Here is a 22,132-nt window from a genome sequence, read left to right as displayed (position 1 = left end):
ACCTAATTCATGCTTGTAGGTACATTTTCAATAGAACCTGCCCTCGAAAAGTACTTGTATAATGATGGATCGCGCAGTTTTACGATGATAACCCCGCGACGTGAGCTGGCATGTACTACGTAGCCATTTTGCAGGTAAACACCCACATGGCTAAACTGCTTTCCGTCGAAATCAAAAAACACCAGGTCGCCTTCCTTTAGCTCGTCTTCATATTTTCGTTTGATGACGGATATCTGCTTGCTGGTCATGCGGGGAATGGTAATACCATAAACCTGCTGTTCCAGCAAAAAAGTCAGCCCTGAACAGTCGATCCCGTCTTTATCTAATCCACCAAATTTATAGGGTGTTCCCATCCATTGATCAATAAAAGCGTAAAGGCGACCATTTTGAATACTGCCCTTATCAACCTCCATAATTTCGGAATATTTTGAAGCGATATCAGGTGACGGATTAACCACCTCACCCGGCTGGCCGCGCATAGCGGCCTTGCGCGAGTGACATGAACTTAATATAAATGGGGAAAGGAAAAGTATAAACAAATAAAAACTACGACGCAGGTATATGCTCATAAAGTAAAATTAACTTTAATGTTTATTGAGAGGATGCGGATGTTTTTAACATATTAACATGGGTGGAAGAAGTCTGCAAGGCCGATGTCCGAAAGTCCGGAAGTAAAAATGCATAACTCATTAAAACTGCTCCTGGCTTTCGGGCAAGAGGTCAAAACTTTCGGACTTTACGGACATCGGACTTTCGGACTTCGAAAATCAACTCTTCACCACCCTTTGGATTTCGTCCAGCTTCATCAATGCCTCAACCGGGGTTAATGTATTTACATCAAGGTTATTCAGGGTATCGCGTATCTTCACCAATACGGGGTCATCTATTGAAAACATCTGCATTTGTACAGCTTGTTTCTGAACCTTGCGGATACTTTCTTTGATATGCTCGCCGCCGGTGCGTTCATTTTCCAGTTTCTTTAAAATTTCATTGGCACGGGAAAGTACTTTTGAAGGCATACCTGCCAGTTTAGCCACGTGGATCCCAAAGCTGTGCTCGCTGCCACCCGGTACCAGTTTACGTAAAAAGATGATCTGCTGCCCCACTTCTTTAACCGATACATTAAAGTTTTTAACGCGGTTAAACGAATTGCTGAGTTCATTAAGCTCATGATAGTGGGTTGCAAACAGCGTTTTAGCCCTTGCCGTAGGGTGATTATGCAGATACTCGGCAATTGACCATGCAATGGAGATCCCGTCATACGTTGAAGTACCGCGACCGATCTCATCCAGCAGGATCAGGCTCCTGTCGCTCAGGTTATTGAGGATACTGGCAGTTTCGTTCATCTCCACCATAAAGGTCGATTCGCCGGATGAAAGGTTATCCGAGGCACCTACCCTGGTAAAGATCTTATCGACCAGGCCTATTGACGCAGCTTTAGCCGGCACAAAACAACCCATTTGGGCCATCAGTACTATCAAGCCTGTTTGCCTTAATAAAGCCGACTTTCCCGCCATATTAGGGCCCGTAATAATGATGATCTGCTGGGTTTCCGAATCGAGGTAAACGCTGTTGGTGATGTACTCCTCGCCTATCGGCAGGTTCTTTTCAATAACAGGGTGGCGACCGCCCTTAATGTCAAGTACCTTGCTTTCATTAATCTCGGGCTTAACGTAGTAGTTTTTAATGGAGATGGTTGCAAAGTTGAGCAACACATCCAAACGGGCTATCAGTTGGGCATTCAACTGGATAGGTTTAATATACTCGGCAAGCGAATAAAGCAGGTCGTTATAAAGCTGCGTTTCAAGCGCGAAGATTTTTTCTTCGGCGCCTAAAATCTGTTCTTCATATTCTTTAAGTTCGGGGGTAATGTACCGCTCGGCATTAACCAGCGTTTGCTTGCGGATCCATTCGGTTGGCACTTTATCCCGGTGGCTGTGTGTAACCTCCAAATAATAGCCAAACACGTTATTAAACGATACTTTAAGCGATGGGATGCCCGTTAATTCAGCTTCGCGCTTCTGAATCTCCAGCAGGTAACCTTTACCGCCGAAGGCGATCTTACGCAAACGGTCAAGCTCCTCGTTAATACCCTCGTTCATCACCGAACCTTTTACCAGCATCACCGGAGGCTCGGGGTTTAATTCACGTTCTATCTTTTCGCAAATTAGTGCACAGGGGTTAAGCTGCTCGCCAATGGCGCGTAACGGGGCACTTTGTGATGATTCGGCTATGCGTTTAATTTGGGCTATGGCGGTTAGGGCCTTTTTTAACTGGCAAACCTCACGTGGATTGGCTTTTTGTAAACCTATTTTTGAGATGAGCCTTTCCAAATCACCTATCTGGCGTAGATATTGGAGCAACTCTTCCCTCAGCTCTTCGTTTTCTATCAGGTATTCAACCACGCCTAAGCGGTCATTGATAGCTTTGATTTGCTTTAAAGGCATCACAATCCAGCGACGCAGCAAACGCGCGCCCATAGGCGAGCAGGTGTGGTCAAGCACATCAACCAGTGTCATGGCGTTTTCATTGGCCGAACCCACCAGTTCGAGGTTGCGAATGCTGAACCTGTCGAGCCAAAGATACCTATCCTCCTCAATCCTGCTGATGGCCGAAATATGCCCGAGGTTACGGTGTTCTGTCTCATTCAAATAATGAATAGCAACACCGGCAGCGATGATGCCTAAATTCAGTTTATCAATACCAAAGCCTTTGAGCGATTTTACACCAAAGTGCTTAAGCAACGTTTCAGTGGCGTAATCGCCGCTGTATGGCCATTCGTCAAGGGCATAGGTGTAAAAGCGATCGCCATAAGTATCTTTAAAATCGCGTGTACGGCTTTTGGGATAGATCACTTCACTGGGCGAAAAGCTTTGCAGCAGCTTATCAATATAATCGCTGTTACCCTGGGCGGTCATGAACTCGCCGGTAGAGATATCGATCAGGGCAATGCCTATCGTATTCTTTTCAAAATGCAGCGAGGCCAGGTAGTTATTGCTTTTTTGCTGAAGGATGTTATCGTTAGTGGCGACACCGGGGGTAACCAGTTCGGTTACACCGCGTTTAACGATGGTTTTGGTAGTTTTAGGATCTTCCAGTTGATCGCAAATGGCCACACGCTGTCCCGCACGTACCAGTTTAGGCAGGTAAGTATCAAGCGAATGGTGGGGGAAACCGGCAAGCTCAATATGTGTAGCGGCGCCGTTTGCCCGGCGGGTAAGCACGATGCCTAAAATACCGGCAGCCTTCACGGCATCTTCGCCAAATGTTTCATAAAAATCGCCCACCCTAAACAGCAATAAAGCACCTGGATACTTTACTTTGATAGCATTATATTGCTGCATTAAGGGGGTTTCTTTGGTAGTATCTTTAGCCAAGCGGTTACTCCTTCTGTTAATCGGGTAAAGTTAATGCATTAGCGGGGGTTTTAGGGTATTGTTGAAAAGTTGGGGTGGTGTGGATATGTAGCAAATAAGTGTACCTGCCACACTGATTAGGCGTATCCGCTTCTATCGAAACCCTACCTCGCCAACAGCTTCCCGTTCACAATCCTATCTGTATAATCTTGTATCAGGGCTTTACAATCCTGCATGCCTTTTTGCATTTCGGCATTGGGTTGCGCTGTCATCAGGTTTTTTTCCAGTCCTTTGTCGGCCACGGCAAAAATGCCGGTGAAGTTTTTGCCATCAAACAGGTAGGTATAGTTACCCTGCATAAACTGGTAGATGTTACCTGTTGAGTTGATCACCCTTGGCTGCTCATCAGGATGGTTGCCTACCAAACTCCTCCCCCATGATCTGAAGGGCTTGTTATAACCAATCAAATCCACCACAGTTGGGTAAATATCCATTTGCGATGCCAGATCAGTACGCACACCTTTCAGATTATAAGCGCTGTTGGCGCTGTAAAACAGGATAGGCACAGCAAAACGGTTAACCTGCTTACTATATTCAGGATAATAAGTTTGACTGGTATGATCGGCCGTGATCACAAAAATGGTATTGTTAAACCAGGGCTGGGTCTTCGCATAATTGAAAAAAATCCGCAGTGAATTATCCGTATACTGAACACATTTATCAATAGCCAGCGGACCACCCTTAAACCTCGCTTTATATTTTTCGGGCAGCTGATATGGATCATGGGATGACAGCGTGAACAGCGTAGCCATAAAGGGTTGTGTCTGATTGCTCAGCGTATGCCCCATAAACTGGAAAAAATATTCATCCCAAATGCCCCAGATGCCGTCAAAATCTTTATCGTCGTTATATTCGGTACGGCCATAATAGTGCTGATATCCCAAAATACTGCCGAAGCCCTGGAAGCCCATCGACCCGTTGGCTGCCCCGTGAAAGAACGAAGTCTGATACCCCATGCTGTCGCAAACCGACACTATCGACTGGATCTGCTGTTTGGCATATGGCGATGAGGTAAAAGCATTTTGAAACGAGGGAATCCCCGCCAATACCGACGACATGGCATGGATTGATTGCCTGCCCGTTGCGTAGGCATTGGTAAATATAAGACTGCTGCCGGAGATTGAATCCAAAAAAGGTGTATAGGATTTAAATCCCGGTATATTAACGTCGCGGTTCATACTGCCCCAATACTCGCGGGCCATACTTTCGAGTATAATGATCACCACATTAGGCTTATTAGCCGGCTTGGTGTTGTATTGTTTTATAGGTTTGATGTTGGTTTTAATATAAGCCTCATCCGTCCAGTGCTGGAGTTTGTAGTTGTTGGTGCCCAGTGTCCTGAAAATAGCGAACGAGGTATTCAGCACAATATCACCCTGGTTGGGCACCGTGATGTGTTTATAAGCATCAACCATATTAATAGGCCGGGTACTGTGTGCAAAATCGCCCCTAATGCCTCCGATAACCAGCGCCAGAATGAGCACGAACGATATTATAGATGATAAGAAATATACTTTTTTATCCCGTGCTGCGGCAGGTGTTAGCTTCACCCGGTTATAGAGCCAGATCCAGCAAAGTGAACACAATATGAATATGATAATGACATACCAGTAGGCTTCCGAAAAATGGGTAAACAATAGTTTTTTGTTGTTCTCATCGGCCAACACATCAAGTGTTGCCCTCGTTGAACGCACCTGGCTAAAGCGATAATAAATAATATCAACAAAGTTGGTAGCGTAGGCGAGTAAATTGGTAACAAAATATAGGATAGCCATACCCTTCTGAAAACCGGGCCGGGTGTTTACCGTTAGAGGTAAAACGCTAAGCAAGATGAATAAGCTGTTAATATAAAGCAGCGCCGTGGTATCAAAGGCCATACCGTAATAGCACAATTTGAGCAGCGCCCAAAAGCTGTCAACTGCAAACAGGTGCGTATTAAAAGTAAAGAATAATACCCTTGCAATAAAATAAAACAAATATCCCAAAAACAGCCTGTATAAAAGTACTTTATATTCGGCCAACCTCAATTTACTTTTCATGAAAAACGCATTGCTTTAGTTTCCCCCAAGACGTGACCAGCAAGGATTGATCAAATCCGAATTTCCCCGGGAGCTAATAAAAAGCGAAAGTAAAAAAAATAGGATAACAATTATTTAATGCTAAATCAACAGTGATTTAATGACATTAGATTAGCAAACCGGAGTGTTAAATATTTTTAAGAGAGGAAAACGAACCCTGGGAAAGCTGAGTCCCCTCTTTTATAAACAATATATCAAATAGCTTTCAATTGCCTGTATTGCCTTAAAGTGGCCTGGTTATTTCGTTTGATCCGGTAAGGCAGCTTTTTCAATTTTTCCTGTAATTGCATATAGGCCTGAAAATCGGCATTACCCTGTAGTTTCTTCACCAGTTTATCCAACTGATCTTCGAACTTTACAATCTGTTTATAGGCTTCGTTGTTATCTCTTAAGTTAGGCAAAAATTCCCGGATGGTGCTATACACCCAAACTTCAAACTTAGGGTTAAGCCAACCTGCAAATTTCAATGCTAAAATTTCGCACATCCATAGCCCATCCAGCTTATTCACAAATATCATGGCTTCCAGATCGGCAGAATTCTTTGTGCTGTTACCTTCAAAATTCGATTCATTAAAAGGCAAGGGCATGCTTTTCAATTCGTCAATAAAATCTTTAGTTTGTTTCAGCTTTAAAAACTCTGTTGGGTTTTTACCGAAGATTTTGCCCATTTCTGTGGCATTGATCATTAAATCTTTATCGCTGATATCAAACTCAACAACCTGATTATTAAATTCAAATTCAAAAACTGCATTTACCATACGCCTGTTTTAAACTATATCCCTAATTAAAATACAAGTATACCAACAACAATTTCAAAACTATAAAAATTAGCAAAAAAGTTTTAAACAATCAAAAAGCCATTAAAATTAGTAATCAATTAATAACTGAATCTGATACCAACTTTCTACCACTCTAAAATAAATCGCCTGTTTCCTATTGCAAACTCAAATCATTTTAATAACTTTGAAATACAAAGTACTTTTAAAATACAAAGTAAAAGCAACAAAAAACATATAACATGAACCTTTTTGTAGATGAAAATTCGATAGTGCGCAGGATTTGGGGCAAGGCAGATACCATCCTGTTCATTTTCGCCGGGGCCGCAGCCGAGTTTGCTTTAAATAAGGCTGTCGACTGGCTTTATTTCACGGGCAAACTTCCTGCTGATCCTTTAGCACGCCTGTTTAGCACCGTAGCCTATTCGCGGCAAATCATTTTTTCGGAGCGCGATGAAGCTTTAAAGGCTATTGATAAAATAAATGCCATTCATAAAGGTGTTGAAACCGCCCGTGGTTCCCAAATACCCGACTGGGCTTATCGTGATGTACTGTTCCTGTTGATCGATCTGTCCATCCGTTCATATGAATTACTGGAAAAGCCTCTTAGCGCAGCCGAAAAAGCCGAAGTGTTTAATGTATTTAACCGGGTTGGCGAACGAATGCAGCTAACAGGGATACCATCAGATTATCAACACTATCTTCAAATGCGCAAAGAACACCTTGAACACAATTTAATTAACAGCGCTTTCACTGCCGATTTATATCATCAGTATAAAAAACATCTTGGTTTTGCCAGGTATCAGATTCTGAAGCAGGCACAGTTGCTAACCGTGCCCACGCAGGTTAGCCAACAACTGCCGCTGGGTAAAATAGCCTGGCTTTGGCCTGTACTAAAGGTATATAAGGCAATAAAAAACCTTAAACCCGGAAAGTTTTTAAGGGATGCCCTTCTGCCGGTGCAATACAAAATCCAGATCCAGGGAATGGACCGGGCATATGCTTTAAATTAATCCATGAAAACCGCTATTAAATATTTCGGGATCTTTTTGCAGCAGCAGGCGCTCTCTTGCCTGTTCCCGGTTTTGGTATTTGCCATGCTGGCACTTTCGCATTTGTTTGCAGGCATTTTGCCCCGTTATGACTTTATGCTGATAGCCTGCCTGCTTATCCAGGCTGCTTTATATTACACCGGGATCGAAACTAAGGATGAAGTACTGGTAATTTGCATATTTCATCTGCTGGGCCTGGTAATGGAGCTCTTCAAAGTTCACTACGGCTCATGGGCCTATCCTGAATTTGCTTATCTAAAAATAGGCGGCGTTCCGCTATATAGCGGCTTTATGTATGCCAGCGTTGCCAGCTATATGTGCCAGGCCTGGCGGAGGCTTAACCTGCAAATACAAAACTGGCCTAACCGTTATATTGCCCGCACCATAGGTATTTTGATATACTTTAATTTTTTTAGCAATCATTTTATGCCCGATATCCGCTATGGCATAGGCGTGCTGATCCTTTATTTTTTCAGGCAGTCGGTAGTAGTTTTTCATTTACAGGAAAAAGCCTGTCGCATACCAACAATAATATCATTTATGCTTATAGGCTTTTTCATCTGGTTTGCCGAAAATATAGCTACCCGACTTGGGGCCTGGCGCTATGCCTACCAGCACCATGCCTGGACAGTAGTAAATTATCAGAAAATAAGCTCCTGGGCCTTCCTGGTAATTGTAAGCTTTATCATTGTTGCCGAACTGAAATTATTAAAAGACAGCACAAAGCCGTTACCGATGTTATCAGCTTGAACACTTTCACAATGTCAAGCTCGGTAATTTCAAGTAAAGGGGCTAAGCATAAAAGAAATTTCTTTTCTCAGCTGCTTTACGTATGTCTGAAATAGCTTGCTCCCAAAGCCGTCAAATCCGAAATCGAAATTCCGAAATTATAATGAAATCACAGATCTTTGATTACCCGGCATGGATTTCCTGCAGCAACTACATTTGCCGGAATACTTTTGGTTACCACACTTCCTGCACCTATTGTCGTATTATCACCTATGGTAACTCCAGGGCAAACAATTACACCACCACCCAGCCACACGTTGTTGCCAATAGTAATAGGTGCCGCATATTCGGGGCCTTTGATCCGTTCGGCAGCTATTACCGGGTGATAGGCTGTATAAAGCTGCACATTGGGCGCCAGGAACACGTTATCACCAAAGGTAACACGGGCACAATCCAATATAATACAGTTAAAATTCAGAAACAGGTTATCCCCGGCTATTATATTAAAGCCATAATCACAGTAAAAAGGCGATTGAATATCAATATTGCCTTTAAAGCTTCCCAGCAGTTGTTTTAACAGGGCTGTTTTGGTTTCCTTGTCATCATAGCTTGCGGCATTGTATTGTGTAAACAATTGCCGGGCTTTTGAACGGGCGGCAACAAGTTCGGCATCCCCGGCATTGTACAGTTCGCCGGATGTCATTTTTTCAAGTTCTGTCATAGGTAATGTTTGCAGGCAGGTTACATGCAAAGATAGGTGCTTAATATTTAAACCGGCAACTCATCAACAATACAAACTCTAAGTTGTATTACCAGGTCATTTACTGCAACAGGTGTGGTTAATGGGTTTGGACCTGGATTCATTTCAAATTTCAAAAACCATTCCTTTTTCGTTAAGTTATATTAATAGTTAACTTTTCATAAATAAAAAGAAAAAATATGAAAAATTTAAGAATAACAGCCGCAGCTATCGCCCTGTCATTAGCCGGCTCTTTGGTATTAGCTAACGAACACCAGGCTCAAAATACCGGTGCATCAGTAACAAAGTACACATTGACCACTGATACTGTGCCAGATAAAAATAAAAAGAAACCAAAAACGCCGGTACCCACACCAAAACCAACAGATCCTGTGCCAAGTCCAACGCCGACGCCGACACCTACTGATCCAAATCGGGTACCAACTCCTGCGCCAACGCCAAACCCTTCACCAACACCCAGTACACCTAACCCTACACCGCAGCCAAATACGCCTAACCCAAGCCCTATACCAAATACGCCAAACCCAACAACACCAAGCCCGACACCTAATCCGTCGAGCCCAACCAGGCCAAGTCCTGGCCAATAATTACGGATCGGTTTAAAAAAGAACGCCCCGGGATATTGCAACCCGGGGCGTTCATGTTATATTTTCTAATTTATTTAATTACTGACCTGGGTAAAGGTATAAGGCAGATTAGTGAATGTACCACCTAATATCTGCGACGTTTCAATAGATGCAATGGTACCATCATCATTATAGTTTACCTTTTTCGTGGTCATGCTATAGGTACCGGTTATCAGATTTTTTGATGGATCTATAGAGGTAATTATGATAGAACCCGAACCTGGCTCAACCACACCTACCTGATTAAAGGATGTACCGCTAGTTGATGTGAAATAAGCCATATTTACCCTGCTGGTAGCATCAACCTTATAAGTAGCCAGCGGAAAAGTATTGACATTGGTAGCATTAGCATCACTTAAAGTAATCGTCCATTTTACTCTTTTCAGGTCAGTAGTACCAACTACATTAAATGATTTTGTTTTAGCAGTAGCATCATAATTTATAGTAGCGGTAACATCATCAGGGATCCATGATGTACCATTTATAGTTGCGGCAAGTATTTGGTCGGAAGTAGTGGAAGCAGAAGTAACAACGTCCTTTTTACAGCCCTGGAATATTATAGCTGATAAAACGAACAGCATTAATAGTTGGATTTTCCTCATATATAAATTTTATGCAAATAACGATGTTTAAGAAGTAATAATCACAACCGAAATTACTTTTTTCACATATTTTAACATTCGCCGGCACGGCGGCTTTTAATAGTTAAGCCCCAATTATAATACAATTCATTTTATTTAACCATATTAGGCCGAAATTTTTAAACATGATCAACGTAAACGAATATTTTGAAGGTGCCGTAAAATCACTGGCATACACCACTCCGCAAGGGCGCTCAACTATCGGCGTTATTGAGCCCGGCGAATATGAATTTGGCACATCAAGCCACGAAACCATGACCGTAATTGAAGGCAGCCTTGAAGCTTTATTACCAGGCCAAAGCCAATGGCAAACATTTACCAACGGACAAGTATTTGAGGTTGAAGCAAATACTTCATTTAAAGTTAAAACAGAAGTGCAGAGTTCGTATTTGTGTACTTACAGATAGTTGATTTTGTCTGAACTCGATTTGAACAAATTTTGAAAATTTATAGAATTTGCATAGCATCATGTTGATTCCTTAAATTCTATAAATTCGAGTTCAGACAATAATTCGAAATCAAAAGTTATAGACCTATTGACTCCCGGAGCTTTATCTATACCTTGATAAGAGATCTTTCAAAATTCAACTTTCAGACTTGCCGACTTACCGCCCCCTGACTTTTCCCCTCCCAAATCCTACTAATCACATAGGGAAACACCACAAAATTTAATTTGGTTATAGCTAAAAAGTCAGCTTTAATAAATGTATTGCACAAGTTTGGTATAACTTTATATTGATTCTAAATAATTTTTTTCGTACTTTCATTTTGTACATCATAATATTTGTCTCTTTTTGTTGAGATAATGTTAAATAATTATGATTTAAATAATTGATTTTTTAGAAATCTTTAAAAATTACCGTAAATTTTATAATTTATTTGAGTTTTGGTAACTTCGTGGTTACACCCCTTATAAAATTGTAAACGGTTTAATTTAAACAATGGATCAAACTGATAGCCACCAGGGTCTTTACAGACCGGAATTTGAACACGATTCGTGCGGAACGGGATTTATAACCAATATCAACGGTCATAAAACCAACCAAATTATTGATAACGCGTTAACCATGCTCGAAAACATGGAACACCGCGGTGCGTGCGGATGCGACCCCGAGAGCGGGGACGGTGCGGGTATTTTAATACAATTGCCCCATGAGTTTTTAATGGAAGAATGCTCAAACCTTGAGATCAGCCTGCCGGAACCCGGCGAGTATGGTGTAGGTATGATATTTTTACCTAAAGATTCGGCCCAGAAAAAGGCCTGCCGTACAATTATTAATAATGCTATTGAAAAATTAGGTTTACATAAGCTGGGCGAGCGTAAGCTTACCGTTGATTCATCAGTTATTGGTGAAACAGCCCGCCAGGCCGAGCCTGATATTGAGCAAATTTATATCGCAAGGCCACATCATATTACCAACGCCGATGATTTTGAACGCAAATTATTCGTGCTCAGAAGGTATATCAACAAAACCATTACTGAAACGGTAGCCGGCGCTTCTGATAATTTTTATTTTACATCATTAAGCTGTAAAACAATTATTTACAAAGGGCAGCTTACTACCTACCAGCTGCGTAAATACTATACTGATCTTTCTGATCCGCGTATTGCATCGGGCTTTGCCATGATCCACTCGCGTTTCTCTACCAATACTTTCCCTTCATGGAAACTGGCCCAACCATTCCGCTTAATTGCGCATAACGGCGAGATCAATACCCTTACAGGTAACTTAAACTGGTTTTATGCCGGCCTGAAATCATACGCTTCGTCGTACTTTACTGCCGAAGAAATGGATATGTTGTTGCCGGTGATTGATAACAACCAGTCGGATTCTGCCTGTCTGGATAATATCATTGAAATATTGTTGCACTCCGGCCGTTCATTGCCACATGTAATGATGATGCTGGTACCTGAAGCATGGGATGGCAACGAAGCCATGGATCCGCTTAAAAAAGCGTTCTACGAATTTCACGCTACTTTGATGGAGCCATGGGATGGACCTGCCGCTATTACCTTTACCGATGGTAAACTGGTAGGTGCCCTGCTTGACCGTAACGGCTTGCGCCCGCTACGTTTCGTGATCACCAATGATGGTCGTGTAATAGCAGCTTCTGAAGCCGGTACCTTAGCTATTGACGAAAGCACCGTTTTACGCAAAGGCCGCTTACAGCCTGGTAAAATGTTATTAATCGATACTGAAAAAGGCCGCATCATCACTGATGAAGAGATCAAGCAACAAATTGCATCACAACAGCCGTATGGCCGTTGGTTAGAGAATTATAAAATTAACCTGAGCGAGCTTTCAGAACCGCGCCTGGCTTTCGCCAGCTTGTCTGAAGCCTCTGTATACCGTTACCAGCAGGTATTTGGCTACAGCCGCGAGGATATCGACACCATCATTAAACCGATGGCCCTTGATGGCAAAGAGCCTGTAGGCTCAATGGGAACCGATGTGCCTTTGGCTATCCTTTCGGACAAACCTCAGCACCTGTCAAGCTATTTCAAACAATTTTTCGCACAGGTAACCAACCCGCCAATCGACCCGATCCGTGAGCGTTTGGTGATGAGCCTTGCTACCTTTATCGGTAACAATGGCAACCTGTTAGATGAAGACAAAATGCATTGCCATTGCGTGGTATTGAAACACCCGATATTGAAAAACCACCAGTTAGAAAAACTGCGCAGTATCGATACCGGCCTGTTCCACGCCAAAACTTTGCAAACTTACTTTAAGGCTGATGGCCTGCCAGGCTCACTGGAAAAAGGCATTGCACGCCTTTGCCGCTACGCCGAAGATGCTGTTGATGACGGCTTCGAGGTATTGATCCTTTCGGATCGTGCGGTTGATTCTGAGCATGCCCCTATCCCTACCCTGCTGGCTGTATCAGCAGTACACCACCATTTGATCCGCAAAGGCCGCCGCGGTGCTGTTGGCCTGGTTGTTGAAACCGGCGATGCCTGGGAAGTACACCACTTTGCTTGCTTACTGGCCTTTGGTGCTACAGCTATCAACCCGTACCTGGCGCTTTCAACTATTGAAACCCTTAAAGATAATGGCAGCCTTGAAACCAGCTACGATATCAAAAAGCTGCGGAATAACTACGTTAAATCTATTAACGATGGCTTGTTGAAGATCTTCTCGAAAATGGGGATCTCAACCTTACAGTCATACCACGGCGCGCAGGTATTCGAGATCCTTGGCATAAATAAGACCGTTGTTGACAAATACTTCCATGGTGCAGTTACCCGCATAGGCGGTTTAGGCCTCGATGAAATTGCCCGTGAAGCACTTTGCAAACACAAAATGGGCTTTGAAGCTAAAGGAGCTGACAACCTGTTACCTGAAGGTGGTATCTACCAGTGGAAACGCCGAGGCGAAGCCCACTTGTTTAATCCTACTACCGTTCACCTGTTACAGCACGCCACACGTACTAATAGCTACGAGGTATATAAAAACTACGCTAAGGTAGTTAACGAGCAAACTGAAAAGCACTTCACCATCCGTGGTTTACTTGATTTTGCCCACCACCGCGAATCAATCAGCATTGAAGAGGTTGAACCGGCAGAAAGCATCATGAAGCGTTTTGCTACAGGTGCCATGTCATTCGGCTCTATCTCGCACGAGGCACACAGCACAATGGCAATCGCTATGAACCGTATTGGCGGCAAAAGCAATACAGGTGAAGGTGGTGAGGACGAAATGCGTTACGACAAATTGCCAAACGGCGACTCATTACGTTCGGCTATTAAGCAGGTAGCATCAGGCCGTTTCGGGGTAACTTCAAACTACCTTACCAATGCCGATGAGTTACAGATAAAAATGGCACAGGGTGCTAAACCAGGTGAAGGCGGTCAGCTGCCGGGCCATAAGGTTGACGATTGGATCGCTAAAACCCGTCACTCTACTCCGGGCGTAGGTTTGATCTCTCCTCCCCCACACCACGATATTTACTCTATCGAAGATTTGGCACAGCTTATCTTCGACCTTAAAAATGCAAACCGCGCAGCCCGTATCAACGTTAAATTGGTATCAAAAGCAGGTGTAGGTACTATTGCAGCCGGTGTTGCCAAAGCACACGCAGACGTAATCCTGATTGCAGGTTATGACGGTGGTACCGGTGCATCGCCAATAAGCTCTATCAAACACGCTGGCTTGCCATGGGAGCTTGGTTTAACCGAAGCTCACCAAACACTGGTACGTAATAAACTGCGCAGCCGTGTGGTACTACAAACAGACGGTCAACTGAAAACTGGTCGCGATTTGGCAATCGCAGCCCTGATGGGTGCCGAAGAATGGGGTGTAGCTACTGCTGCCCTTGTTGCAGGCGGCTGTATCATGATGCGTAAATGCCACCTGAACACCTGCCCTGTAGGTGTTGCCACACAAGATCCTGAATTGCGCAAATTATTTTCGGGCAAACCTGAGCATATCGTTAACCTGTTCCGCTTTATGGCTGAGGAGTTACGCGAGATCATGGCCGAGCTTGGTTTCCGTACTATTCATGAAATGGTTGGCCGCGTACAGTTCCTGAAAGTGAAAGATAACCTGCAAAGCTGGAAAGCCAAAAAGATTGACTTGAGCGGCATCCTGCACCCGGTTACCAACACCAAAGGTATGACCTTGTACAACAGTGAATCACAGGATCACGGCATGGCCAATATCCTTGACTGGAAACTATGGGAAGCTGCTAAACCTGCTATTGAAGATAAAACCCCGGTATTTGCTTCATTTGATGTGATCAACGTTGACCGTACCATCGGTACCTTGTTATCAAACGAGATTTCGAAAGTTTATGGTTCTGCAGGTTTACCTGACAATACCATTAACTTCAAATTCAAAGGCTCTGCCGGTCAAAGCTTTGCGGCATTCACCACTAAAGGTGTTTCTTTCGAGCTGGAAGGCGAAGCTAACGACTATGTAGGTAAAGGTCTTTCGGGCGCTCAGATAGCCGTTTATCCGGCAGCTAACGCAACCTTCGTACCTGAAGATAATATCATCATTGGTAACGTAGCCCTTTATGGTGCTACATCGGGTGAATTGTTTGTAGGCGGTATGGCCGGCGAGCGTTTCGCGGTACGTAACTCTGGCGCTACCACTGTTGTTGAAGGTATCGGCGACCACGGTTGCGAGTACATGACCGGTGGTCGTGCGCTTATCCTTGGTAATACAGGCCGCAACTTTGCAGCCGGTATGAGCGGAGGTATAGCATGGGTTTACAATCCTGAAGGTACGTTTGCAGAAAACTGCAATACCGAAATGGTTGACCTTGATCCGCTAAGTGTACAAGACGAAGAGCAGATCCTCACCCTGCTGCGTAAACACATCACCTTAACCGGCAGCAAGCTGGCGCAAAAGATACTAAACAACTGGAATGAAGCATCAACCCAGTTTGTGAAAGTATTCCCGAGAGAGTATAAAAAAGTATTAGAGAAATTACAATATCAAACCATAGGCTAAGAAATGGGAAAACCTACAGGATTTCAGGAGTTTAATCGCGAACTTCCATCAAAAGTTCCGGCTGCTGAACGCGTTAAGAACTATAACGAATTTGTGAATTTATATACTGAAGAGAAGCTTAACCAGCAATCGGCCAGGTGTATGAATTGCGGTATCCCTTTCTGCCATTCGGGATGCCCCCTTGGTAATATCATTCCTGAGTTTAACGACGCCGTGTATCGTAAAAACTGGGAAGAAGCTTACCATATATTATCATCAACTAATAACTTCCCTGAGTTTACGGGCCGCATTTGCCCTGCCCCATGCGAATCTGCATGCGTGTTAGGCATCAACAAGCCGCCTGTTGCTATTGAGGAAATTGAGCGCCACATCATCGAGATCGCTTATGAGAAAAACCTTGTAAAACCAACTGCACCGCTTGTTAAAACGGGCAAAAAGGTAGCCGTTGTAGGTTCGGGCCCTGCGGGTCTTGCTGCAGCAGCCCAACTGGTGAAAGTTGGCCACACCGTTACCGTTTACGAACGTGATGACCGTGCAGGTGGTTTATTACGCTATGGCATCCCCGATTTTAAACTGGAAAAATGGGTTGTTGAGCGCCGCGTTGAAGTAATGGAAAAAGATGGCGTTGTATTTAAATACAACAGCGAGGTTGGTGTAAACGTAGTCGCTGATGAACTGGTACGTAACAACGATGCCGTGATTTTAGCAGGCGGTTCAACTATTCCGCGTAACCTTAACATTCCGGGCCGTGAGTTAAAAGGCATCCATTTTGCAATGGATTTCCTGAAACAGCAAAACAAACGTGTTAGCAATATTGAGGTTACTGCCGAAGATATTATAGCTACAGGTAAAGACGTGGTGGTAATTGGCGGTGGTGATACCGGGTCGGACTGCGTGGGTACTTCAAACCGTCAGGGTGCTGCATCGATCAAACAATTTGAGGTGATGTTCCAGCCGCCGGCTCAGCGTACACAGCATATGCCATGGCCTACTTATCCAATGGTACTGAAAACTACCAGCTCACACGAGGAAGGTGCCGACCGTTTCTGGGGTGTTAATACTTTAGAGTTTTTAGGCGATGAAGAAGGTAACCTGCGTGCCCTGAGAGTAGTTGATGTTGAATGGGAACAGGATTTTATGGGTCGTCCGATAAAATTCCATATAGTTGAAGGTTCGGAGCGTGAAATCCCTTGTCAGCGTGTATTCCTGGCTATGGGTTTCTTACATCCACAGCATGATACTTTCATCAGCCAGCTTGGCGTTGAAATTGACGACCGTAAAAACGTTAAAGCGAAAGAGGGTGTCTACCGTACCAACGTAAGCAAAGTGTTTACAGCAGGCGATATGCGCCGCGGACAATCACTAGTAGTTTGGGCTATATCTGAAGGCCGCGAAGCTGCCCGCAAGGTTGACGAGTTTTTAATGGGCCACTCTCTGCTGGAAAGTAAAGACGCTGTTAACCAGTTCGACCAGGTGTTTTAATGTTAGAGATTGGAGGTTTGAGATTAGAGGTTAGTTATTTTTAACTTACAAAGTAGATATCTCCTTATCATATTGTTTTAATTATGAAGCCGGGCAAACGCCCGGCTTTGTTGTTTTTTACTTTTCCAGATACTCTTTAAGCGAAATACCTGTAATATGTGTCCAGCCGGCAACAAAATTTTCTTTTTTGAAGGAATCCAACGGCGGGAAAGTTTCCAGACCGCTATGGGTGAGGATTAATTTGGTGCCATTCCCTTCAGGAAAAAGTTCCCACGTAACTTCCGAGTCGCCTTCATAGCCATCATATCGCCAGGTATAAGCAATGGTTTTGCCCTCAACAACTTTAGTTACCCGGCACAGGTGACGGTATTGAAAATTATCCTTATCTCCCGCCGTAAATTCAAATTCAAATCCTACCTCGGGTTTAAATTCGGCAAGGTCAAAATACCATTCTTTCATTTTTTCTTTAACGGTAATGGCTTCCCATACCTTTTGAATGGGCGCCGAATAAACACGTTCAATTACAAATGGTTGTGTGCTCATAGTTTGCTGTTTTTATGGTTATCTGTATTTTGTTCGTCGGTTAAAAAAGCGTCGAGGGCATCCAGCTTCTGCGTCCAAAACCGGCGGTATTGCTCTGCCCAGTCTGTAACTTGCTTTAACTGTTTCAAATCGGCATGGCAATAGCGTTCCCTCCCCTGTTGCTTAATAATGAGCAAACCGCATTCGGTTAATATTTTTATGTGTTTGGATACGGCCGGCCGGCTGATATCAAAATTATCGGCCACGGCATTAAGGTTCATTTGCCGGCTGGCCAGCAGGTTAATGATCTCACGGCGGGTTGGGTCGGCGATGGCCTGGAAAACATCTCTTCGCATAGTAACAGAACGGAAACATGAAACCGTTCGGTTACAAATATAAATGAAACCATTTGGTTACGCAATATTTATTTTAATTTTCTTAAAAAGACGCAACACGCACCTACAGGGTGCTACTTTACTTACAACATACTTATTTACAAGCATATGCAATACACCCCTATCCTCAAATCATTTCATTATTCGCCAAATAAGCGATATGGTTAGCAAGCGGCAGCGCCTATACCATAGGTAATTTTACGTAGTGAAAATTGGGTGATTATACCTATTTCGGGGTATTGCTTTTTACCATATTTTTATCCACCTGAATGTTTAATGCAATTTAATACAATGGCAGTACGTATAGTATCTATAAAAACCGACAGCGCACCGCACGATAACCCGTATGTGGCCATCGACTCACTTGAATGGATCAACGAGCGGATCAATGTAAAAGGCCTCACCGAAAGGTCGAAACTTTATGACTGGATAAAACATGAGGATGGTGAGGCTTACATTATTGATGACAAAGGCAATAAAACCAGCTTGATCCCTGCTCTTTGTCCCAAGGGCAACAAGTATGTTAAGACCGTTTACGACGAATCGAAACCCGACTATCTGCTCGGCTTACCGGAATGCGCCTGAAAAGTTGCTACCAGTTTTTAAAAGGATAAATGCTCAACCTGGCATTATAATACCGATCATCGCCGGTTACCTCAGTTGTTACCCATGGCGGCAGTTCAAACTCTTCATCCTCGCTGCCAAGTTCAATTTCGGCCATCAGTAAGCCCTGGTTATCGCCTAAAAATTCGTCAACTTCCCAAAGTTTACCGGCATAAGTAATGCGGTAGCGGTATTTTTCCAACTCGGAAGTGGCAAAATTATCAAGCAACTGAACGCCATCGGTTGCGGGAATAGTGTATTCAAACTCGCTCCGGCTAAAACCTGCTGTACTCCCTTTTATAGTGATATATGCTTCTGTATCAGTAACCCGCACCCTAATTGTTTTCTTTTCATCACTAAAAATGTACCCCTGCCTGAAATGCATTGCCTCAGGCTTTGTTACCAGCTGCCATTTCTCCTGATCTACCAAAAATTTACGTTCTATTTCAATTGCCATCAGCTTATATCAGATTTACTTACAATCTGCAATTTTAGCATTATTTAACATTTGGGAGTTGGTAAATATCATATATTTATAATATATCGAACCTATATGCTAATTGCTAAACCTTTTACAAATTTAACCTGCATTGTATTGACTTTGTTTTGCCTTGGCTGTAAACACCGCAACATTGTTAAACATGACGGCGAAAAAGATCTGATCTCATTTAAACCTGTCTTTGGCATCAGCTATACCGAAATTGCGCGGCGTTCACAAAACGGGCTATCATTTAACCATTTTGGTTACCAGTTAGAACCGGAATGGAAAATGCGATTTGTTTCAAATGATTCGACCAGCATCTATAGCCCAACAAAAAAACAGTTCATCAATTTTCCCCTTACCCGTGGTTATGACTCTATTTTTAATACGGCCCGCACCTGGCTCAAAGTTAAAACCATGACAAAAGACAGCATGATCATTGAATTGCTAAAGGCCTATGCAGATTCGGTTGACACTCGCGGCGCTAAAGTTTACATGGTTTTTTATGCGGATAAGTATATAAACAATGTACTTCATGGCGATTTAAGCAAATGCAAAAGCCCGAGTAAAAAAGACTCTGTTTACATACAATCATTAACCAATGCAGCCAATAAAGATTTTACCAAAGCATTTGCCGCAAGACAACCTGTTGAACTCGAAAGCAAAAGCCCGCATGTTACTTTTAGTAAACGCCATACAGAGCCAACCATGCTTAACAACTTCGATACTTCTTATGATTATATGAACCCCGAGTTTGATATTACCATCGATAAAGCCTACAGCAATTTTTACTATTCATTCTCCATGTTTATTGATCCGGCAGGGCAAATACATTATGGAAAACCCCTTACGGTATTTACAGAAAAAAGCTACGAGGAAAATTATATTCACCTCTCTACAGCGGTAATGAACAGTTACCTTAAATACTACCTGAACTTTATTCCCGGTAAAACACTTGGTATAGTGCATACCAGCGAGATAGCCGTTCATGTTACAGGAAACCGGGGCGTGTAGATTTAAGTCACGGGGTTATGTAACCTCCTCATTTTAGCGTTCATAATACGTCATATATTTAACAAATACCTATATGATAACTAACAAACCTATAGCAAAATTAACCTGCATCGTTTTGGCTTTGCTTTGCATGGGCTGCAAACAACGTAACATTGTTAAACACAATGGCGAAAAAGACCTGATTTCCTTTAAACCTGTATTGGGTATCAGCTATACAGAGATAGCGCGCAGATCAGATAATGGGCTGTCATTTAATAACTCCGGTTATCAATTAGAGCCGCAATGGAAAATGCAATTCGTTTCCGATGACTCAACAAAGATTTATAGCCCGGCTAAAAAACAATTCATCAATTTTCCGCTTACCCGCGGATATGATTCTGTTTTTAATACCGCCCGCACCTGGTTAAAAGTTAAAACCATGACTAAGGATAGCATGATCATCGAAATGCTTAAAGCCCGCGGCGATTCGGTTGATACCCGTGGCGCAAAGGTTTATATGGTTTTTTATGCCGATAATTATATTAAAAACACACTTCACGGTGATTTGAGTAAATGTAAAAGCCCAAACCGCAAAGACTCGATATATATAAAGCGATTAGCCGACGTTGCCAACAAAAACATTGAAAAAGCCTTTGCAGCGCGGCAACCGGTCGAGCTTAGCAGCAGCAGCAACCGGATAAAAATAAAAAAACTCCATACCGAGCCAACCATGCTCAACAATTTTAATCCATCCGACTATATGCGACCCGAGTTTGACATTACCATTGATAAAGCCTATGCAAACTTTTACTATTCGTTCTCAATTTTTGTTGACCCCGTGGGGCGGATGCATTATGGTAAACCCCTACGGGTATTTTTCGAAGAAACTCAAAGGGTAAGCAATACCCATCTTTCAAAAGCCGTAATGGAGACTTACCTCAAGTTTTATCTTGATGTAAAGCCGGGCAGTACGCTTGGCATTGTGCATACCAGCGAGATTGCAGTAAACGTTACCGGCAAAAGTAGCTTGTAATGATATCGGTCCATTTTTTAACCATTTATCAAATTATCTATATCTTTAGCAGCAATGCTACTTATCAATTTCAAAATGTTAAAAACGGCAGCATTTGGGCTGCTCTTCATCATATCTGCCTTTATTTCAGGTTGCGGCAGCGGTCCTTCAGGTAAAAAGAAAAGAGAGCTGATCTCCTTTAAACCTTACAATGGCATCAATTATTCCGAAGTATCCAGGCGTCAAAAAAACGGTCTTTCGTTTAACGAATACGGTTATCAATTGGAGCCACAATGGAAGCTAAAATTTGTTTCAGAAGATTCGATAAGCATTTTCAGTCCAACAAAAAATGCTTTTATTAATTTCCCGCTAACACGTGGCTATGATTCAATCTTCAACGCAGCGCGTTCATGGTTAAAGATAAGGCAGATCAATAAGGACAGCATAACCATGGAGATCCTGATCCAGAAAGGGGATTCACTTGATGTTAAAGGCACCAAGGTGTTCATGCGCTTTTTTGCCGATAATTATGTAAAAAACGTTTTGCACACCGATACCACTACATTAAGAAGGCCAAGCCATGCCGATACTGTATTCATCCGTTCGCTTGCCGCTAAAGCAACCGCAGATTATACCAAGGCTTTTGCAGCCAGACAGCCGGCTATTATAACCAGCAAAAGCCCGCTGGTAACAGTGTCCCGCCGCACTACCAAACCGGACATACTTAATAATTTCGACAACTCTGATGACTACCTCGACCCTACTTACGACATTGTGATCAAAAATGCCTATAAGGATTTCTATTTTTCCTTCACCATGTATGTTGATGATAAGGGCAAGTTGTACTACGGCGCCCCGCTTGTTGGATTTAACGGCGACCAGGAAAGAGAGGCTGATTATATCCATACCTCAAAAGCGGTTGTGGACAGCTACTTTAAATTTTACCTTAATGTAAAGCCTGGTACTACCCTGGGCATCATCCACTCAAGCATCGTCTCGGTACATGTTGAGGGCAAGGCCAAAACTGCAGCCAAGTAACAATTGTGCTATTTTTTACAAGTGTATAGCTTTTAGCGTTTAACTTTCGCAAGCGGCTAAAAAAAGCAT

19 protein-coding genes are annotated in these 22,132 nt (G+C 43.0%); 9 read left to right on the top strand and 10 right to left on the bottom strand.

Annotation, left to right across the window (positions count from 1 at the left end; translation table 11 throughout):
- Nucleotides 1–2: 2 nt before the first annotated feature.
- The 4 genes from BLS28_RS00985 to BLS28_RS00970 all read right to left on the bottom strand — a co-directional run bounded on the left by BLS28_RS00985 (nt 3) and on the right by BLS28_RS00970 (nt 6,252).
- The gene (locus tag BLS28_RS00985) at nt 3–569 is read right to left on the bottom strand and encodes a C40 family peptidase (RefSeq protein ID WP_176844331.1); all 567 of its coding nucleotides are present in this window, start codon (nt 567–569) and stop codon (nt 3–5) included.
- Nucleotides 570–767: 198 nt separating this feature from the next.
- Nucleotides 768–3,377 (bottom strand): DNA mismatch repair protein MutS, encoded by a 2,610-nt coding sequence (mutS, locus tag BLS28_RS00980; protein WP_091162391.1) that lies wholly within the window; start codon nt 3,375–3,377, stop codon nt 768–770.
- Nucleotides 3,378–3,520: 143 nt separating this feature from the next.
- Nucleotides 3,521–5,455 carry an LTA synthase family protein gene (locus BLS28_RS00975; protein ID WP_091162388.1) on the bottom strand — a complete coding sequence of 645 codons (1,935 nt, stop codon included), beginning with the start codon at nt 5,453–5,455 and terminating at the stop codon, nt 3,521–3,523.
- Nucleotides 5,456–5,688: 233 nt separating this feature from the next.
- Nucleotides 5,689–6,252 (bottom strand): KilA-N domain-containing protein, encoded by a 564-nt coding sequence (locus BLS28_RS00970; RefSeq protein WP_091162386.1) that lies wholly within the window; start codon nt 6,250–6,252, stop codon nt 5,689–5,691.
- A 260-nt stretch (nt 6,253–6,512) separates the two neighbouring features.
- Here BLS28_RS00970 and BLS28_RS00965 point away from each other — a divergent pair, with 260 nt between their 5' ends.
- Nucleotides 6,513–7,283: an oxygenase MpaB family protein gene (locus tag BLS28_RS00965; protein WP_091162384.1), complete on the top strand. Its 771-nt coding sequence runs from the start codon at nt 6,513–6,515 to the stop codon at nt 7,281–7,283.
- Nucleotides 7,284–7,286: 3 nt separating this feature from the next.
- Entirely contained in the window at nt 7,287–8,072 is a 786-nt protein-coding gene (locus tag BLS28_RS00960; protein ID WP_091162382.1) for a DUF817 domain-containing protein, read from the top strand.
- Between the two features lie 148 nt (nt 8,073–8,220).
- On the opposite strand, the gene BLS28_RS00955 is transcribed toward BLS28_RS00960, so the two are convergent.
- From BLS28_RS00955 to BLS28_RS00945, 3 genes are all read right to left on the bottom strand, one after another.
- Nucleotides 8,221–8,772, bottom strand: a complete 552-nt coding sequence (locus tag BLS28_RS00955) for a sugar O-acetyltransferase (RefSeq protein ID WP_091162380.1) — start codon at nt 8,770–8,772, stop codon at nt 8,221–8,223.
- A gap of 298 nt (nt 8,773–9,070) precedes the next feature.
- Nucleotides 9,071–9,439, bottom strand: a complete 369-nt coding sequence (locus BLS28_RS30700) for a hypothetical protein (RefSeq protein ID WP_176844330.1) — start codon at nt 9,437–9,439, stop codon at nt 9,071–9,073.
- 33 nt (nt 9,440–9,472) lie between these two features.
- Nucleotides 9,473–10,039, bottom strand: coding sequence for a DUF6252 family protein (locus BLS28_RS00945; protein WP_143020664.1), 567 nt, complete (start codon nt 10,037–10,039; stop codon nt 9,473–9,475).
- A gap of 164 nt (nt 10,040–10,203) precedes the next feature.
- Between BLS28_RS00945 and ppnP the strand changes: the two genes are divergently transcribed.
- The 3 genes from ppnP to BLS28_RS00930 all read left to right on the top strand — a co-directional run bounded on the left by ppnP (nt 10,204) and on the right by BLS28_RS00930 (nt 17,019).
- On the top strand, nt 10,204–10,485 hold the full coding sequence (gene ppnP / locus BLS28_RS00940) for a pyrimidine/purine nucleoside phosphorylase (RefSeq protein ID WP_091162376.1): 282 nt from the start codon (nt 10,204–10,206) through the stop codon (nt 10,483–10,485).
- 534 nt (nt 10,486–11,019) lie between these two features.
- Complete coding sequence (gene gltB, locus BLS28_RS00935) at nt 11,020–15,537, top strand: glutamate synthase large subunit (protein WP_091162374.1); 4,518 nt, start codon at nt 11,020–11,022, stop codon at nt 15,535–15,537.
- Nucleotides 15,538–15,540: 3 nt separating this feature from the next.
- Nucleotides 15,541–17,019: a glutamate synthase subunit beta gene (locus BLS28_RS00930; RefSeq protein ID WP_091162373.1), complete on the top strand. Its 1,479-nt coding sequence runs from the start codon at nt 15,541–15,543 to the stop codon at nt 17,017–17,019.
- A 117-nt stretch (nt 17,020–17,136) separates the two neighbouring features.
- Here the strand turns inward: BLS28_RS00930 and BLS28_RS00925 are convergent, their stop codons facing one another.
- Nucleotides 17,137–17,562: an SRPBCC family protein gene (locus BLS28_RS00925; protein WP_091162372.1), complete on the bottom strand. Its 426-nt coding sequence runs from the start codon at nt 17,560–17,562 to the stop codon at nt 17,137–17,139.
- Nucleotides 17,559–17,897 carry an ArsR/SmtB family transcription factor gene (locus BLS28_RS00920; RefSeq protein ID WP_091162370.1) on the bottom strand — a complete coding sequence of 113 codons (339 nt, stop codon included), beginning with the start codon at nt 17,895–17,897 and terminating at the stop codon, nt 17,559–17,561. Before BLS28_RS00920 ends, BLS28_RS00925 begins: the two co-directional genes overlap by 4 nt.
- Before the next feature lie 330 nt (nt 17,898–18,227).
- On the opposite strand from BLS28_RS00920, the gene BLS28_RS00915 reads away from it, so the two are divergent.
- Nucleotides 18,228–18,521, top strand: a complete 294-nt coding sequence (locus tag BLS28_RS00915; RefSeq protein ID WP_129569773.1) for a hypothetical protein — start codon at nt 18,228–18,230, stop codon at nt 18,519–18,521.
- A gap of 7 nt (nt 18,522–18,528) precedes the next feature.
- On the opposite strand, the gene BLS28_RS00910 is transcribed toward BLS28_RS00915, so the two are convergent.
- Nucleotides 18,529–18,996, bottom strand: coding sequence for a CYTH domain-containing protein (locus BLS28_RS00910; RefSeq protein ID WP_091162366.1), 468 nt, complete (start codon nt 18,994–18,996; stop codon nt 18,529–18,531).
- Between the two features lie 96 nt (nt 18,997–19,092).
- Between BLS28_RS00910 and BLS28_RS00905 the strand changes: the two genes are divergently transcribed.
- The 3 genes from BLS28_RS00905 to BLS28_RS00895 all read left to right on the top strand — a co-directional run bounded on the left by BLS28_RS00905 (nt 19,093) and on the right by BLS28_RS00895 (nt 22,063).
- Nucleotides 19,093–20,034: a hypothetical protein gene (locus BLS28_RS00905; RefSeq protein ID WP_091162364.1), complete on the top strand. Its 942-nt coding sequence runs from the start codon at nt 19,093–19,095 to the stop codon at nt 20,032–20,034.
- A gap of 73 nt (nt 20,035–20,107) precedes the next feature.
- The gene (locus tag BLS28_RS00900) at nt 20,108–21,046 is read left to right on the top strand and encodes a hypothetical protein (protein ID WP_091162362.1); all 939 of its coding nucleotides are present in this window, start codon (nt 20,108–20,110) and stop codon (nt 21,044–21,046) included.
- A gap of 75 nt (nt 21,047–21,121) precedes the next feature.
- The gene (locus BLS28_RS00895) at nt 21,122–22,063 is read left to right on the top strand and encodes a hypothetical protein (protein WP_143020663.1); all 942 of its coding nucleotides are present in this window, start codon (nt 21,122–21,124) and stop codon (nt 22,061–22,063) included.
- The last annotated feature ends 69 nt before the right edge of the window (nt 22,064–22,132 follow it).

The organism is Mucilaginibacter gossypii (assembly GCF_900100945.1).
Taxonomy (GTDB): Bacteria; Bacteroidota; Bacteroidia; order Sphingobacteriales; family Sphingobacteriaceae; genus Mucilaginibacter; species Mucilaginibacter gossypii.
This window is presented reverse-complemented; position numbering and strand designations above follow the sequence as displayed.